Raw genomic sequence first — 14,276 nt, 5'->3', positions numbered from 1 at the left:
CGTCGGTGGGTGCTGACACGATGACCGGCATGAGCGACGACGCCACCTCCGCCGACGCCGTCGGCGACCCCCGGGTCGCCGACCTGCGCTCGCGGCTCGCGACGGCACACCAGGCCTCGGCGGAGCCCAGCGAGCGGGCCCGGGCCAAGCTGGACGGCCAGGGCAAGCTCTACGTCCGCGAGCGGATCGCGCTGCTCTTCGACGAGGGCAGCTTCGTCGAGGACGGTCGGTATGCCAACGCCACCGCCGAGGGTCTGCCGGCTGACGGCGTGGTCACGGGCCGCGGCGAGGTCGACGGGCGCGCCGCGATCGTCGTCGCCAACGACCCGACGGTCAAGGCCGGGTCGTGGGGTGCCCGGACGGTCGAGAAGATCATCCGCGCCACCGAGGCCGCGCTGCGCGAGGAGCTGCCGGTCTTCTGGTTCGTCGACTCGGCGGGGGCGCGGATCACCGACCAGGTGGACCTCTTCCCGGGGCGTCGCGGTGCCGGGCGGATCTTCCACAACCAGGTGGCCCTGTCCGGCAAGGTGCCGCAGATCTGCTGCCTCTTCGGGCCGAGCGCCGCGGGCGGCGCCTACATCCCGAGCTTCACCGACCTGATCATCATGGTCGAGGGCAACGCCTCGATGTACCTCGGCAGCCCGCGGATGGCCGAGATGGTCGTGGGGGAGCGGGTCTCGCTGGAGGAGATGGGTGGCGCGCGGATGCACTGCACCGTCTCCGGGGTCGGCGACCTGCTCGCCTCGGACGACACCGAGGCGATCGAGCTGGCCCGGCACTTCTTCTCCTACCTGCCCGAGTCGTGGCGCGCCCCCGCGCCCGCCTACGAGGGCGAGGAGCCCGCGGTGCCGCTGGGCAGGCATACCGTCCCCGAGGCGGAGTCGGTGCCCTTCGACGTGCACGACGTCATCGAGGGACTCGTCGACGGCGACAGCTTCTTCGAGGTCAAGCCGCTCTTCGCCGCCGAGCTCGTCGTCGGGCTGGGGCGGATCGACGGGCAGACCGTCGGCATCCTGGCCAACAACTCGATGGTCAAGGGTGGGGTGCTCTTCACCGACTCGGCCGACAAGGCGTCCCGCTTCATCTGGCTCTGCGACGCCTACGGCATCCCCCTGATCTACCTCGCCGACGTGCCGGGATTCATGATCGGCTCCGAGGTCGAGCGCGGCGGCATCATCCGGCACGGCGCCAAGATGGTCTCCGCGGTCTCGGAGGCGACGGTGCCGCAGCTGTGCGTGGTGCTGCGCAAGGCCTACGGCGCCGGGCTGTATGCCATGGGCGGCCCCGGCTTCGGCCCGGACGCGACGATCGCGCTGCCGACGGCGCGGATCGCGGTGATGGGCCCCGAGGCCGCGGTCAACGCGGTCTACGCCAACAAGATCGCCGCGATCGAGGACGAGGGTGAGCGGCAGGCCTTCATCGACGCCCGGCGTGCGGACTACCTCGAGGACGTCGACCTCGAGCGGCTTGCCGCCGACCTCGTCATCGACGCGATCACCGAGCCGGAGGACCTGCGCGCCGAGGTCGTGCACCGGCTGCGATATGCCGCGCGCCGCGACCGGCACTTCTCCGCCCGCCACCGCAGCATCCCCCCGGTCTGATGGCAGCGGGGCGTCGCCCGGCGGGCCGCACCAAGGTTGCGGCGGGGATCGGTGCGCTCATGATCCTGGCCGGGCTGGTCATCATCCTCTTCACGCCGCGCAGCCTCGGGTGGTTCGCCGACCAGCCGATCGAGCCCGCCCGGATCGTCCTCTGGCACGACGTCGCCGCGATGGTCCTCGTCGGGCTCGGTGCCGTCGTGCTGGGCGTCGCCTGCTACCGCTGGGGCAGAACGCGCTGAGGCCGGCGACGCGCCCGGGCTGATCGGCTCAGGCGTTCATGTGAACGCTGGGGCCGACGACACGCCGCACCGGCGCGGCCGGGGGCGAGCACGTGGACGCCACCCGGCGTCGGAGTGGCCGTCGGCTAGCATCGGCGCCATGCCGCTGACGTCCCTGGTCCCCGACTCGTGGCAGAAGTCCTGGCGCAAACGGGAGGTGCTCGACACCTATGTCTTCCCGGTGCGGGGGCGAGAAGGGGCAGCCGACCCGGCCCGGTCGCTCGAGGACGCCACCCGGGAGGTCCTGGATCAGATGCGTCGGGACTACCCGGACGACCTCAACGAGCGCAAGCACGGTTTGCTGGTCGAGCGGCTGGACCACCGTGCGGACCGCACCCTGGTGATCCGCGACGAGCACGGCGAGCCGTGCGGCTACTGCCACCTGACCTCTGGCGACACCGAGAACGCCCGGATCCACTACCGGCTGAGGGTCGGGCCGCGGCAGGCATACTTCTGGGACGACCACGTCTTCATCGCCCACCGTCGGCGCGGCCTGCACGCCTTCTCCATCGCCCGCCGGCTGGAGCTGCTGGCGGAGGACGGAAGGACGCAGGGGGTGACGATGATCTCCCGCAAGAACACCGCGTCCCGTGCGTCCTACGGCGCCTTCGGCGCCCGCCGCACCCGGCAGCACGTGTTCCTCAAGGACCGCCAGCGCACCCTCACCTTCCCGACCTGGGTGGAGATCCCCGCCCGATGATCGAGACCTCGATCTGCCGCACCACGGAGGACCTCGCCGCGCTGCGCGAGGAGTGGGAGGCGCTGGAGCGGCCGGGAGAGTCTTACTACACGAGCCACCGCTTCGTCTCGGCCTGGTGGGAGAGCTACCGGCACGCCCCGGGCTACCGGCTGCACGTCGTGCTCGTCCGCCAGGAGGGCCAGCTCGTGGGCGTCGGGCCGTTCGCGTTCCGCCCCGAGAAGCGGGAGGGCCAGCCGGTCACCGTCCTGCGCTGGGCCAGCCACGGCGACTACATGGCGGCGCTGCACGCCCGGGGTGACTCGGTGGCGAACCCCAAGACCGTCTCCGGGCTGATCCTCGACGAGCTCCAGCGTGTCGTCGACGACGACGAGGCCCAGGTCGTCCAGCTCACCGGCATACCGTCGGAGTCTGACTTTGCCTGGCACATCCGCACCTCGCAGCAGCACCACCAGCGGCTCGCCTTCCTCATCGAGAACCCGTGGATCGACCTGCGCGAGCCGTATGCCGTCCCCTCGCACGCCCGGAAGTACCGCGGGAAGCTCGAGCGCGAGCGCGAGGTCCACCTGCACACCTTCGCCGGTGACGAGCACGGCATCCTGGACCGGATCGCCGAGGTCCACCGGGCGGAGAAGAACCACCTCGTCGAGGCGCGAGGGCGGTCCGAGCGGCACTCGCTCTACGACGACGACCGGCGCACCGAGCACATCCGGCAGGTCTTCACCACCACCGACGACGCGCTCACCTTCGCCTACCTCGATTCGGACGACCCGGCCACCGGCCGCGTGCTCGGCTACCGCACCGTCTTCCGCGACGGACGCCGCCTCCTGTCGTGGAACAGCGCCTACCTGCCCGAGCTGGAGCGCTACCGCCTCGGCAAGGTGCTGCAGCTGGCGATCTTGGAGCACGTCACCCAGCACGACCTCGCCGACGAGTTCGACCTCGGCGCGGGGAAGTATCCCTGGAAGTTCGAGTGGACCCCCCATCAACGGCCCACCTACCGCTACCTGCTCAAGCCCCCGCGCCCCGCCCCGGCGAAGACCTCCGGGCCGGCGAGGTCCGGGAAGCCTGCCGCGGCCAGCGGAAGCTCGGCGACTTCGGCGAAGAAGCCTTCTGCCGCGGCGAAGCCGGCTGCCGCCCCGACGTCGCCCACCCCCGGACCGACCCCGGCCCAGGCAGCCGCCCAGAGCGGGCCACGGTGGCGGCGTGCCGTACGTCGCGGGGTCCGTGGCGCCATCGCCCGGATGCCCGAGCCCGCCGCTCAGCAGGCCAAGCGCGTCGCCCGGACGCGGCGGCTGCGGCGGGAGGTGAGCGTCTGGTACGTCCCGCACCCCGACGACGAGTCGATCTTCATGGGCGGCTCCATCGCCGCGCTCCCGGACCACCGGCACGTCCTCGTGCTGCTCACCGCGGGGGAGGGGTCGCAGGCGATCCACAGCCTGCGGCGCCGGCTCGGGCAGGACATCGGACTGGAGGAGTTCGTCGCCGCCCGGGACCGCGAGTTCGTCGCCGCCGTGCAGCGCCTGGGCGTCGACCCGCGCGACGTCCACCGCGCGGGGCGTCCCGACGGTGGGCTGAGCGAGGACGCCGTGCTCGACGTCATCCGACGGCACGCCCGCCGGCACCCGCGGGCCGCGCACCGGACGATGAGCTACCTCGACCCGCATACCGACCACGCCACCGCTGGGCGCGCCCTGCGTCGCGCGCACCGGGAGGGCCTCGTCCGCGACGCCGGGTTCTACCTCCCCGTGCCGCAGGTGGTCGACGAGCGGGCCGACCGGGTCACGCTCTCGGAGGCCGCGCGCGCGGCCAAGAAGGCGGCGCTCGCGGAGTACCGCCTCTGGGACCCGGAGCAGGGGCGGTACGCCATCGGCCGGCGCAGCGTGAGCGAGCTGGTCACCTACCACCACCGCACCCCGGACGAGCGGGTGCACGGGCCCGACCTGGACTGAGCGAGCTCGCCGCACCGCGCCGGTGTGCTTCACAACACTTAGCACGACAACTAAGTGTCTGCTATCCTCGCGGCATGAACACCCTGGAGGCCGCCGCGGCAGCCGTGGCGAGCGAGCCGCGACGCCGGCTCCTGGAGCGGCTGGCCGAGGGTCCCGCGACGGTGTCCGATCTCGCCGACCACGTCGGCATGAGCCTGCCGACCGTGCTCCGCCACCTCGAGCGGCTGGAGGACGGCGGGCTCGTCAGCCGCAGCAAGCGGGGCCGGACCGTCCACGTGCGGCTGGTCCCGGGCGCGCTCGAGCCGCTCGCGGAGTGGGCCACGCGCACCCGCCTCTTCTGGGGCAACTACCTCGACCGTTATGCCGCGCACCTCGACGCCGGGTCCTCACGCCGCGACGAAGGGATCACCCCATGAGCGCCACCACCCTCACGATCTCCCGGCACGTCCCAGTCGACGCCGAGCGGGCCTTCGCCGCTTGGATGGATCCCGAGGAGCTGGCGAGGTGGTGGTGGCCGCAGTGGCCGGACACGACCTACGCGATCGAGCCCCGGGAGGGGGGAGCGGTGCGGATCTACAGCGCTGAGGTGGGGATGGGGGTGACCGGCACCATCACCACCTATGACCGGCCGCGCAAGTTCGCCATGACCTGGGTCTGGATCAGCGACGGGTCCGAGGCGCAGGTGGAGGGAGAGCCGGTGGTGGACACCGTGCAGGTGGTCTTCGACGAGGGGTCGGACGGCACCGAGGTGACGGTGCGTCATACCTCCACCGAGCACGTCGAGGGTGGCGGCGCCGAGCAGGGCTGGAACGACGTGCTGGACCGGCTGCCCGGGCACCTGTCCGGCTGAGTCCGTCGTGCCCACCGGGCAGGGCAGCATGGTCGTATGACGGGAACGACGGACCCCTGGCCGGAGGGGATACCTGCCCGGGCGCGGCGGTCGCTGGAGGCGGCGGGCTATGCCCGCCTGGCCGACCTGGCAGGCGTGGCGATGCTCGAGGTCGCCGACCTCTAGGGCGTCGGTCCGGCGACGATCACCCGGCTCGCAGACGCGCTGGAGGCTGCCGGCACCCCGCTGACCGGGGTGGAGGAGGCTCGTCGTCACTGGCGGCCCCAACAGGGTCGGCCGGGGGGATCGACGAGCAGGCTTTCGGCCTGGAGCCGTTGCTGGAGTGGGCCGACCGTTTCGAGGGCGAGGCCGAGCTTCCGGCGGAGTAGAGAGACGCCTGTACATCTCTTGGTGCGTCAACGTGTGTCACATGCGTGCTCAGGAGCACAGATGTGACACACAGAACGGCACCAGCGTGCCACTGCTCGATCCCTCAGCGCAGGTGCTCGGCCCACCAGTCGAGGATGTGCTCGAAGCGCTGCAGCCGGTGCCGCGGCTGGCCCGAGCGCGACAGCTCGTGCCCCTCGCCGGGGAAGACGAGCAGCTTGCTGGGCACGCCGTTCTTGCGCAGCCGCGCGAAGAGTCGCTGCCCCTGCTCCAGCGGGCAGCGGAAGTCGCGCTCGGAGTGGATGACCAGCGTCGGTGTGGTGATCCGGTCGGCCCAGGTCAGCGGTGACTGCTCGTGCTGGAAGGCGCCGGCATACTCGTCGGCGAAGAACCAGCCGATGTCGCTGGTGCCGGCGAAGGAGTCCCAGGCGTTGACGGCGCGCTCGCTGATCGCCGCGGTGAAGCGGTCGGTGTGCCCGACCAGCCAGGTCGTCATCAGCCCGCCGTAGGAGCCGCCCATGGCGCCGAGCCGAGAGCCGTCGAGGCCCGGCGGGGTCAGCGCGTGGTCCAGCAGCGCGGTGAGGTCAGCCACGTCGACGGTGCCGATCGCCTCCTTGACCGCCCGTCCGTGCGCCGCGCCGTAGCCGGAGCCGCCTCGCGGGTTGCCCATGACGACGGCATACCCAGCGCCGGCGAGGACCTGGGCCTCGTCGAAGAGGTTGCCGGAGTACTGCGCGTAGGGGCCGCCGTGGATCATGAGGATCACCGGGTGGCCCGCCTTGCGGCGCGGCTTGGTGGTGGGCCGGACCAGCCAGCCGTGCACCGGGTAGCCGTCGCCCGAGGTCGCGTCCAGCTCCTCGGTCTCAATCGGCGCCGCCGTGCCGGTGAGGTGGCGGGCGAAGTCGGTGCGCTGCGTGAGCGTCTCGCTGGAGCGGCCGACGAAGAGCTCGGAGTATGCCTCGCGCGTGCCCGCGACCGCGACGACGACGTCGCCGCCGGCGGCCAGGGCGGTCACGCCCACGTGACCCTCGAGCAGCACCCGGTCGGCCGTCAGGTCACGCACGACGGTGTCGCCGCGCACCTCGAAGGCGGCGACGACCGCGCCGTCGCCGCCGATGACCGGGGCGCAGGCGAGGTGGTCGGTCTCGGCGTCGGTGAGCGCGACCCCCGGGCCGTCGAGCCGGCGCAGCACCGCGTTGCGAGCCACGAAGTCCTGCTTCGAGCTGCCGAGGTCGGCCGCACCGTAGACGGCCGTGCCGTCGGGGCCGACGTGCACGCTGCCGACCGATCCGGTGCCGTCGGTGTGCCGGCGGAAGCCCTTGCCGCGCAGGTCGACCGAGCACACGTCGCTCACGAGGGTGTCCGGGGTCCAGGCGCCGCGCCGGTCGCGAGAGGCGACGAAAGCGATCCGGGTGCCGGCGTGCAGGAAGACGGGCGCGCTGTCGTCACCTCGACCCGAGGTGAGCTGCGTGCTGGGCGGGAGCTCGTCGCGTCCGGGCCATCGGGATCGGGCAGGTCGGCGAGGTCGAGCAGGAAGAGCTTGCTCGGGCGGTCGAGGACGTAGCCGAGCCCGTCGGCCAGGTAGGTGCTGTGCTCGATGAGCCGCGGCGCCTCCTGGTCGGGCTTGACGGCGTCGTCGGTGCCGTAGCGACCCTGCTCGGGGATACGGGCGGCATACACGAGCTGCGTGCCCTCGGGGGACCAGGAGACGGAGCCGACGCCCAGCGGCTGGTCGGTCAGGCGTCGAGCGTCGCCGCCGTCGGCAGGCATGACGTGCAGCTGCGGCGGTCCGTCGTCGCCGGCGCGGAGGAAGGCCAGCTGCGTGCCGTCGGGGGAGTATGCCGGTGCCGAGTCCCGCGTGCTGCTGGTCAACCGGGTGGGCCGGGCGTCGTCCGTGCTCAGGTCGAGCCGCCACAGGCTGGTGCGGTAGCGGTTGTCCTCGACGTCCGGCCGGCTCACGACGAAGACCACGTCGCGGCTGTGGGGGTGGACGGTGGGAGAGGACAGCGTGCGGATCGTCGTCAGGTCGCTGGGCTTCACCTGCGCGAGCCTACGCCGGGACCGTCAGCCGCTCGTCCGAGCCGTCTGCACGCCTCGACGTCACTCCGGAGCCTGCTCGAGGGGGCTCGTGAGTGACGAGCCGGCATGCAGACGACGGTCCCGTGGGAGTCGGGACCGTCCCCGAGTCTCACGGGACCATCGCGGCCTCGGGCTCAGCGCCGCTCCCAGGTGACCCAGGCCTTGATGTCCCCGGAGCCAGGCTGGCGACGTGTCTCCGTCCACCGCTCCTGGTCCACCTCGGGGAAGCGGGTGCTGCCCTCCGGCTCGAGGTCGACCTCGGTGAGCACCAGCCGGTGGGCGTGCTCGATGGTCTGGGCGTAGATCTGGCCACCACCCGCGACGAAGACCTCACGGTCCCCGGCCATGAGCAGAGCCTCCGACAGGGAGTGCGCGACCTCTGCCCCGGGCGCCGACCAGTCGTGCTGCCGGGTCACGACGATGGTGCGCCGGCCCGGGAGCGCCCGGCCGATGGAGTCCCAGGTGCCGCGGCCCATGACCAGGACGCCCCCCATGGTCGTCTCCTTGAAGAAGCGCAGGTCCTCCGGCAGGTGCCACGGCATCGCGCTGCCGTCGCCGATGACCCCGTTGCGCCCGACGGCCGCGATGAGCGTGAGCCGCTGCGCGAAGCCGTGGGTGAGCAGCGCCCCGCGCGCGCCCGCGGCGAGCGCCTCCAGCGCCAGCCGCTCGTGCGGCACGACGCGGTTGGGCAGGTCGTCCAGGGGCCACCACTGCAAACGCGCGGCCCGGTGGGGCTCGGCGACGCGCGGCTCGCCCACCCACCGGTCGGTGGCGACGAAGACGTCGACCCGTTGCTCGAAGGGGTCCGGCATCGCGATGGTCCGGTGCACCGTCGCGACGTGCTCCAGGTCGTCCTCGACCAGCTCGACGCCGATCTCCTCGGCGGCCTCGCGGACCCCGGCGCGCCAGAAGCTCTCGCCCGGCTCGACATGGCCTGCGGCCCCGCAGGCCCACCAGCCGTCCATGTAGGGCGTGCCCTGGCGCAGCTGCAGCAGCACCTCGGTCCCCGAGGGTCCCTGACGACGCAGCACGACGTAGGTCGCGGGCACGAGCGCACCCGGACGGGACCGGCGTGCCGCCTCGTCGCGGGGCGCACCCTGCCCGGCGTCCGTCACCGACGACGGGGTCGACGGCTGCGTCATACCGCGATCGGCGCCTTGATCGTCGGGGCCGCGACGTAGTCGCGCACCTCGACGTCCTCCAGCTCGAAGGCGTCGATCTGCCGCACCTCGGGGTTGAGCCACAGGGTGGGGAGCGGCCCGGGCGTCCGGGTCAGCTGCTCGGCGGCCTGGTCGAGGTGGTTGAGGTAGAGGTGCGCGTCGCCGAGGGTGTGCACGAAGTCCTTGGCACGCAGGTCGGTCACCTGCGCCACCATGTGCGTCAGCAGGGCGTAGGACGCGATGTTGAAGGGCACCCCGAGGAAGGTGTCGGCGCTGCGCTGGTAGAGCTGGCACGACAGCCACCCGCGCTGGTCCGGGTCGCCCTCGGCGGCGGGCGCGACGTAGAACTGGAAGAGCGTGTGGCACGGCGGCAGTGCCATGGAGTCGACGTCGGCGACGTTCCACGCCGAGACGATGTGACGGCGGGAGTCCGGGTTGCTCCGCAGCCCGTCGACCAGCCGCTGGATCTGGTCGATCGTCCCGCCGTCGGGGGCCGGCCAGGAGCGCCACTGGTGGCCGTAGACCGGGCCTAGGTCGCCCTGCTCGTCGGCCCACTCGTCCCAGATCGTGATCCGGCGCTCCTGCAACCACCGCACGTTGGTGTCGCCGCGCAGGAACCACAGCAGCTCGCCGATGATCGAGCGCAGGTGCAGCTTCTTGGTCGTCAGCGCGGGGAAGCCCTCGGTCAGGTCGAAGCGCATCTGGTGCCCGAAGACGGACAACGTCCCGGTCCCCGTCCGGTCCTCCTTGCGCACCCCCTCGCTGCGGATCCGCTCCAGGAGGTCGAGGTATGCCTGCATGCAGGTCAGAGTAGCGGCGCCCGCCTCACCCGGCCGCGACGAGCGCCACGCAGGCGAGGCACAGCAGGAGACCCACGCCCTGCGCCGCCCCGAGCCTCTCGCGGAGCACGGTCGCCGCCAGCAGCACGGTCACGGCGGGGTAGATCGAGGTGAGCACCGCGGCCACCGTCAGCAGCCCGGCCTGGGTCGCGAGCAGGAAGCCGAGCGCAGCCAGCGTGGCCAGCGCGCCGGCGAGGAGGCCACCCCCGACCTCCAGGGCGGTCCGGGGCCGCCAGCTGTCACCCAGCAGCGTGGCGGTGATCGCGACGCTGACCAGCCCCACGGTCTGGGCCACCGCCAGCGGCCAGTAGCCGGCGCTCTGCGGCACCTGGCCGATCGCGGCGAAGAGCAGCCCGAAGCCGGCCCCCGCCAGCACGCCGTCGAGCAAGCCGTCGGCCAGGCGTCCGCCGTCGCCGGGCTCACGGCTGACCAGCCAGATCCCGGGCAGCGCGGCGGCGATGCCGCACCACACCAGCAGCCCCGGTCGCTCCCCGCCGAGCAGGGCGACGACCACCGGCAGCACCGCCGCGCCGACCCCGGACACCGGCGCGACCACGCCCATCCGCCCGGCGGCCAGGCCGCGGTAGAGGAAGGCTCCGCCGAGCCCGCTCCCGACCCCCGCGAGCGCGCCCCACCCCAGGTCCGCCGGGGTCGGGTCGCCGGTGCGGGTCAGCGCCACGAGCACGGCCCCCGCCATACCCCCGACGGCGCACATGATCGCGACCGGCCAGGGCGAGCTCCGGCGGGACGCGACGCCGCCGACGAAGTCGGACAGGCCGTAGGACAGGGCAGCGGCCAACGCGAGCACGACACCCATACCCATCGACCATGCCTCCTGTCGCACCACGCCATCTGCCCCGGGACGATCTCGTCCACAGGAGACTGTCGCAGACGGAGGCAGGCTTCGTGGCATCGCGGCCCGACGGTCTACCCTGTGCGCCATGAGCCACCCGCATCCCGAGCTGACCGCGCCCCCGCCCCTCCCGGACGGGGGCGTCCGCGTCATCCCGCTCGGCGGGCTCGGCGAGGTGGGTCGCAACATGGCCGTCATCGAGCACCGCGGCAAGCTGCTCGTCGTGGACTGCGGGGTGCTCTTCCCCGAGGAGCACCACCCCGGCGTGGACCTGATCCTGCCCGACTTCAGCCCCATCGAGGACCGGCTGGACGACATCGTCGCGATCGTCCTCACCCACGGGCACGAGGACCACATCGGCGCGGTGCCCTACCTGCTGCGGCTCAAGCCGGACATCCCGCTCGTGGGCTCCCAGCTCACCCTGGCCCTCATCGAGGCCAAGCTCAAGGAGCACAAGATCACCCCGCTGACGCTGGGCGTGCGGGAGGGCGGACGGGAGGAGCTGGGCCCGTTCGACTGCGAGTTCGTCGCGGTCAACCACTCGATCCCGGACGCGCTCGCCGTCTTCATCCGGACCTCCGGCGGCACGATCCTGCACACCGGCGACTTCAAGATGGACCAGCTGCCGCTGGACGGCCGGATCACCGACCTGCGCGCCTTCGCCCGGCTGGGGGAGGAGGGCGTGGACCTGTTCATGACCGACTCCACCAACGCGCACGTGCCCGGGTTCACCACCCCGGAGCGGCAGATCGCGCCGGCGATCGAGCGGGTCTTCCACACCGCCGAGCGGCGGATCATCGTCGCCTGCTTCTCCTCGCACGTGCACCGGGTCCAGCAGGTCCTCGACGCCGCGGAGGAGTCCGGCCGCAAGGTCGCCATGGTCGGCCGGTCGATGATCCGCAACATGGGGATCGCCGCGGACCTGGGCTACCTCCAGGTGCCGGACGGGGTGCTCGTCGACCTCAACAAGCTCACCAAGCTGCCCGATGAGGACCAGGTGCTCATCTGCACCGGCTCCCAGGGCGAGCCGATGGCGGCGCTGTCGCGGATGGCCAACGGCGACCACAAGATCGACGTCGGCGAGGGTGACACCGTCCTGCTGGCCTCCTCGCTCATCCCGGGCAACGAGAACGCCGTCTACCGGGTCATCAACGGGCTCACCCGCCGCGGCGCCGACGTCGTGCACAAGGAGAACGCGCTGGTGCACGTCTCCGGCCACGCCAGCGCGGGCGAGCTGCTCTACTGCTACAACATCGTCAAGCCGCGCAACGTCCTGCCGGTCCACGGCGAGTGGCGGCACATGGTCGCCAACGGCGACCTCGCGGTCCAGACGGGCGTCCCGCGCGACAACGTCGTCATCGCCGAGGACGGCGTGGTCGTCGACCTCGTCGACGGCCGGGCGCGCATCTCGGGCGCGTCGACTGCGGGTACGTCTACGTCGACGGCTCGCTCGTCGGGGCGGCGGACGAGACGATGCTCAAGGACCGCCGCATCCTGCGCGACGAGGGCTTCGTGACGATCATCGTCGTCCGCGACTCCTCGACCGGGGCCATCGCGGCCGGCCCGGAGATCCAGACCCGTGGCTTCGCCGAGGGCGAGGACGTCTTCGAGCGGGTGCAGCCCAAGCTGGTCGCGGCGCTGGAGGAGGCGCGGCGCAACGGCGTCCAGGACAGCCACCAGCTCCAGCAGGTCATCCGTCGGACGGTCGGGTCGTTCGTCGGCAACAAGCTGCGCCGCCGCCCGATGATCATCCCGATCGTCGTCGACGCCTGACGCCGGCTCCGGGGGGTATGCCGTGCGCCGGGTCCTCGTCGCGCTCGCCTGGGCGTGGTGGCTGGCGGCGGCCGGCCTCACCGCGTTGCGCTGGGTGGACGCCGTCGGCCCGGTGCCGGTGCTGCAGTCCGGTCTGGTCCTCGTCGGCCTGAGCCTGGTGCCGCTCGCGGTCCTCGCCTGGGCGTTGGCCCGGCGGCTGCTGCTCGGCGCCGCGGTGCTGCTGGGGCTGGGGCACGCTGCCCTCGCGGCGCCCTGGCTGCTGCCGGACACCGTGCCCGCCGGTCGCGACGACCTCGTGATCGCGACCGCCAACCTGGAGTACGGCCGGGGGAGCCTGGCGGACCTCGCCGCGATGGTCGACGAGCGCGAGGTCGACGCCCTCGTGCTGGTGGAGATGACACCGGAGGCGCAGGCGCGGCTCGAGGGGTCGGCCCTCGACCGCGCCCTGCCGGTCCGCGCCGGCACCCTCCGGTCCGACGCGGGCGGGACCCTCGTGCTCACCCGCGAGGGCATGGCCGGGTCCGCTGACGACGAGACCGGCGCCGACGGCGCGCACGTCATCGACGAGCCGTATCTCTTCGACCAGGTCCGTCTCCCGATCACCTGGGGCGGGCAGACCGTGACGCTGCTCGGGGCGCACACCCGGCCTCCGGCGGTGGCCGGCTCCGCGGCGTGGCGCGAGGAGCTGGGGTGGCTCGGTGAGGACGCCACCGGCATCGAGGGTCCGCTGCTCGTGGTCGGTGACCTCAACGCCTCGACCGGGCACCCCGCGCTGCGCCAGGTCAAGGACGACGCCGGGCTGCGGGACGCGCACGAGGCGTCGGGGTCGGGGTGGGTGCGCACCTGGCCGACGGAGGGGCTGTTGCCGGCCTTCGTGCAGATCGACCATGTGCTCGTGCGCGGGCTGGACGTCGTCGACGCCGGCGCGGCGACGGTCACCGGATCGGACCACGCGGCGGTCTGGGCGCGGCTGCGGCTGCCCTGATGACCGCCGGTCGGAGGGATCCCGGGTCAGTCCTCCGGGTGGTCAGGGCGGCCGAGACGCTTGCGCAGCTTGGCGGCCTCGTCGGCGATCTCCTTCTCCGTGGGCTCCTTGTCGATCGCGAGCGAGGCGCCGTGGATCGCCACGCCGACCCCCCAGCCCATCATCGGCCAGATCGGCCAGAAGTACTCGCCCCACCCCGAGGTCACCAGCCAGATGAGCACGAGCAGGGTCATGACGATCCAGTAGACGGCCAGGTGCAGCGTGAACTCCTTGCGCGCCTCGATCTTCGCGAGCGCACGCTTGCGCATCTCCGGGTCGAGCTCGGTGCTCGGGCGGTAGGGCTGCAGCGGGAAGTTCCCTTCGACCGGGTCGGTCGGTCCCTGCGGTGGCTGGCTCACGGCAGCAGCGTACTCAGCGGGCTGCGCTGCCACGGCCGTGACGACCCTCGACGAGCCGCGTGACGTCGGGAGCCAGGCAGATGCCCCACCCGATCATGACCCAGCCCGGCCAGAAGTGGCCGCCACCGCTGAGCGCCCACACCGCGACGAGCATGCCGATGAAGGCGGCCGCGCCGATCACGCGGGACCGGCTGGAGGCGAGGTCGTGCCCGCCATGGCCGCCGAAACCGTGCTTGGCCCGGCCGCTCCCGCACCCGGCCGGTCGGGTCTCCTGCGTCGGAGTGCTCTGCTGCGGCAGCTCCTCGCGGCCACCGGTGCCCGGGGTGGGCAGCGGTGGCGGGGTGCTCGAACCTTCGAGCGGGCTGACGGGGTGGCTGCGCGGCACCTGCGTGTCCATGACGGCTCCTCGATCTCCTCGGCTGCGGTGACCTCGACGGTATGCCCG

Annotated in this window: 15 protein-coding genes and 1 pseudogene; 9 read left to right on the top strand and 7 right to left on the bottom strand. The window is 72.6% G+C overall.

What is annotated here, in order from left to right; translation table 11 throughout:
- Positions 1-20 precede the first annotated feature (20 nt).
- The 7 genes from BJF86_RS00420 to BJF86_RS19250 all read left to right on the top strand — a co-directional run bounded on the left by BJF86_RS00420 (position 21) and on the right by BJF86_RS19250 (position 5,543).
- On the top strand, positions 21-1,601 hold the full coding sequence (locus BJF86_RS00420; RefSeq protein WP_075816527.1) for an acyl-CoA carboxylase subunit beta: 1,581 nt from the start codon (positions 21-23) through the stop codon (positions 1,599-1,601).
- Entirely contained in the window at positions 1,601-1,840 is a 240-nt protein-coding gene (locus tag BJF86_RS00415) for a hypothetical protein (RefSeq protein WP_143553605.1), read from the top strand. The genes BJF86_RS00420 and BJF86_RS00415 overlap by 1 nt, the downstream gene beginning before the upstream one ends.
- A 139-nt stretch (positions 1,841-1,979) precedes the next feature.
- Positions 1,980-2,579, top strand: coding sequence for a GNAT family N-acetyltransferase (locus BJF86_RS00410; protein WP_075816525.1), 600 nt, complete (start codon positions 1,980-1,982; stop codon positions 2,577-2,579).
- Positions 2,576-4,528, top strand: coding sequence for a GNAT family N-acetyltransferase (locus BJF86_RS00405; RefSeq protein ID WP_075816524.1), 1,953 nt, complete (start codon positions 2,576-2,578; stop codon positions 4,526-4,528). Before BJF86_RS00410 ends, BJF86_RS00405 begins: the two co-directional genes overlap by 4 nt.
- Before the next feature lie 74 nt (positions 4,529-4,602).
- Entirely contained in the window at positions 4,603-4,944 is a 342-nt protein-coding gene (locus BJF86_RS00400; RefSeq protein ID WP_075816523.1) for an ArsR/SmtB family transcription factor, read from the top strand.
- Complete coding sequence (locus BJF86_RS00395; RefSeq protein WP_075816522.1) at positions 4,941-5,378, top strand: SRPBCC family protein; 438 nt, start codon at positions 4,941-4,943, stop codon at positions 5,376-5,378. The genes BJF86_RS00400 and BJF86_RS00395 overlap by 4 nt, the downstream gene beginning before the upstream one ends.
- A gap of 36 nt (positions 5,379-5,414) precedes the next feature.
- Complete coding sequence (locus BJF86_RS19250; RefSeq protein ID WP_269087242.1) at positions 5,415-5,543, top strand: hypothetical protein; 129 nt, start codon at positions 5,415-5,417, stop codon at positions 5,541-5,543.
- A gap of 307 nt (positions 5,544-5,850) precedes the next feature.
- Here BJF86_RS19250 and BJF86_RS00390 read toward each other — a convergent pair whose 3' ends face one another.
- From BJF86_RS00390 to BJF86_RS00375, 5 genes are all read right to left on the bottom strand, one after another.
- Positions 5,851-7,098 carry an alpha/beta hydrolase family protein gene (locus BJF86_RS00390; RefSeq protein ID WP_202817285.1) on the bottom strand — a complete coding sequence of 416 codons (1,248 nt, stop codon included), beginning with the start codon at positions 7,096-7,098 and terminating at the stop codon, positions 5,851-5,853.
- Complete coding sequence (locus tag BJF86_RS18230; RefSeq protein ID WP_143553604.1) at positions 7,095-7,784, bottom strand: TolB family protein; 690 nt, start codon at positions 7,782-7,784, stop codon at positions 7,095-7,097. The genes BJF86_RS00390 and BJF86_RS18230 overlap by 4 nt, the downstream gene beginning before the upstream one ends.
- A gap of 173 nt (positions 7,785-7,957) precedes the next feature.
- On the bottom strand, positions 7,958-8,965 hold the full coding sequence (locus tag BJF86_RS00385) for a dihydrofolate reductase (protein WP_083652594.1): 1,008 nt from the start codon (positions 8,963-8,965) through the stop codon (positions 7,958-7,960).
- On the bottom strand, positions 8,962-9,783 hold the full coding sequence (locus BJF86_RS00380; RefSeq protein WP_075816521.1) for a thymidylate synthase: 822 nt from the start codon (positions 9,781-9,783) through the stop codon (positions 8,962-8,964). Before BJF86_RS00380 ends, BJF86_RS00385 begins: the two co-directional genes overlap by 4 nt.
- A 25-nt stretch (positions 9,784-9,808) precedes the next feature.
- Complete coding sequence (locus BJF86_RS00375) at positions 9,809-10,639, bottom strand: DMT family transporter (RefSeq protein ID WP_075816520.1); 831 nt, start codon at positions 10,637-10,639, stop codon at positions 9,809-9,811.
- A 124-nt stretch (positions 10,640-10,763) separates the two neighbouring features.
- On the opposite strand from BJF86_RS00375, the pseudogene BJF86_RS00370 reads away from it, so the two are divergent.
- Together BJF86_RS00370 and BJF86_RS00365 are read left to right on the top strand one after the other, a co-directional pair.
- Positions 10,764-12,448: pseudogene (locus BJF86_RS00370) on the top strand (ribonuclease J).
- Positions 12,449-12,470: 22 nt separating this feature from the next.
- Positions 12,471-13,433: an endonuclease/exonuclease/phosphatase family protein gene (locus tag BJF86_RS00365; RefSeq protein WP_075816519.1), complete on the top strand. Its 963-nt coding sequence runs from the start codon at positions 12,471-12,473 to the stop codon at positions 13,431-13,433.
- A 26-nt stretch (positions 13,434-13,459) separates the two neighbouring features.
- On the opposite strand, the gene BJF86_RS00360 is transcribed toward BJF86_RS00365, so the two are convergent.
- Positions 13,460-13,831 (bottom strand): 2TM domain-containing protein, encoded by a 372-nt coding sequence (locus BJF86_RS00360; protein ID WP_083652601.1) that lies wholly within the window; start codon positions 13,829-13,831, stop codon positions 13,460-13,462.
- Between the two features lie 13 nt (positions 13,832-13,844).
- Positions 13,845-14,228 carry a 2TM domain-containing protein gene (locus BJF86_RS00355; protein ID WP_075816518.1) on the bottom strand — a complete coding sequence of 128 codons (384 nt, stop codon included), beginning with the start codon at positions 14,226-14,228 and terminating at the stop codon, positions 13,845-13,847.
- Between the last annotated feature and the right edge of the window lie 48 nt (positions 14,229-14,276).

Origin of the sequence: Serinicoccus sp. CNJ-927 (assembly GCF_001942435.1) — a bacterium.
Lineage (GTDB): Bacteria > Actinomycetota > Actinomycetes > Actinomycetales > Dermatophilaceae > Ornithinicoccus > Ornithinicoccus marinus.
This window is presented reverse-complemented; position numbering and strand designations above follow the sequence as displayed.

Coding starts and splice junctions, on each gene's coding strand:
- BJF86_RS19250 (WP_269087242.1), top strand. CDS start 5,415: ATGACGGGAACGACGGACCCCTGGCCGGAGGGGATACCTGCCCGGGCG.
- BJF86_RS00395 (WP_075816522.1), top strand. CDS start 4,941: ATGAGCGCCACCACCCTCACGATCTCCCGGCACGTCCCAGTCGACGCC.
- BJF86_RS00375 (WP_075816520.1), bottom strand. CDS start 10,639: ATGGGTGTCGTGCTCGCGTTGGCCGCTGCCCTGTCCTACGGCCTGTCC.
- BJF86_RS00385 (WP_083652594.1), bottom strand. CDS start 8,965: ATGACGCAGCCGTCGACCCCGTCGTCGGTGACGGACGCCGGGCAGGGT.
- BJF86_RS00405 (WP_075816524.1), top strand. CDS start 2,576: ATGATCGAGACCTCGATCTGCCGCACCACGGAGGACCTCGCCGCGCTG.
- BJF86_RS00355 (WP_075816518.1), bottom strand. CDS start 14,228: ATGGACACGCAGGTGCCGCGCAGCCACCCCGTCAGCCCGCTCGAAGGT.
- BJF86_RS00380 (WP_075816521.1), bottom strand. CDS start 9,783: ATGCAGGCATACCTCGACCTCCTGGAGCGGATCCGCAGCGAGGGGGTG.
- BJF86_RS00400 (WP_075816523.1), top strand. CDS start 4,603: ATGAACACCCTGGAGGCCGCCGCGGCAGCCGTGGCGAGCGAGCCGCGA.
- BJF86_RS00410 (WP_075816525.1), top strand. CDS start 1,980: ATGCCGCTGACGTCCCTGGTCCCCGACTCGTGGCAGAAGTCCTGGCGC.
- BJF86_RS00415 (WP_143553605.1), top strand. CDS start 1,601: ATGGCAGCGGGGCGTCGCCCGGCGGGCCGCACCAAGGTTGCGGCGGGG.
- BJF86_RS00420 (WP_075816527.1), top strand. CDS start 21: ATGACCGGCATGAGCGACGACGCCACCTCCGCCGACGCCGTCGGCGAC.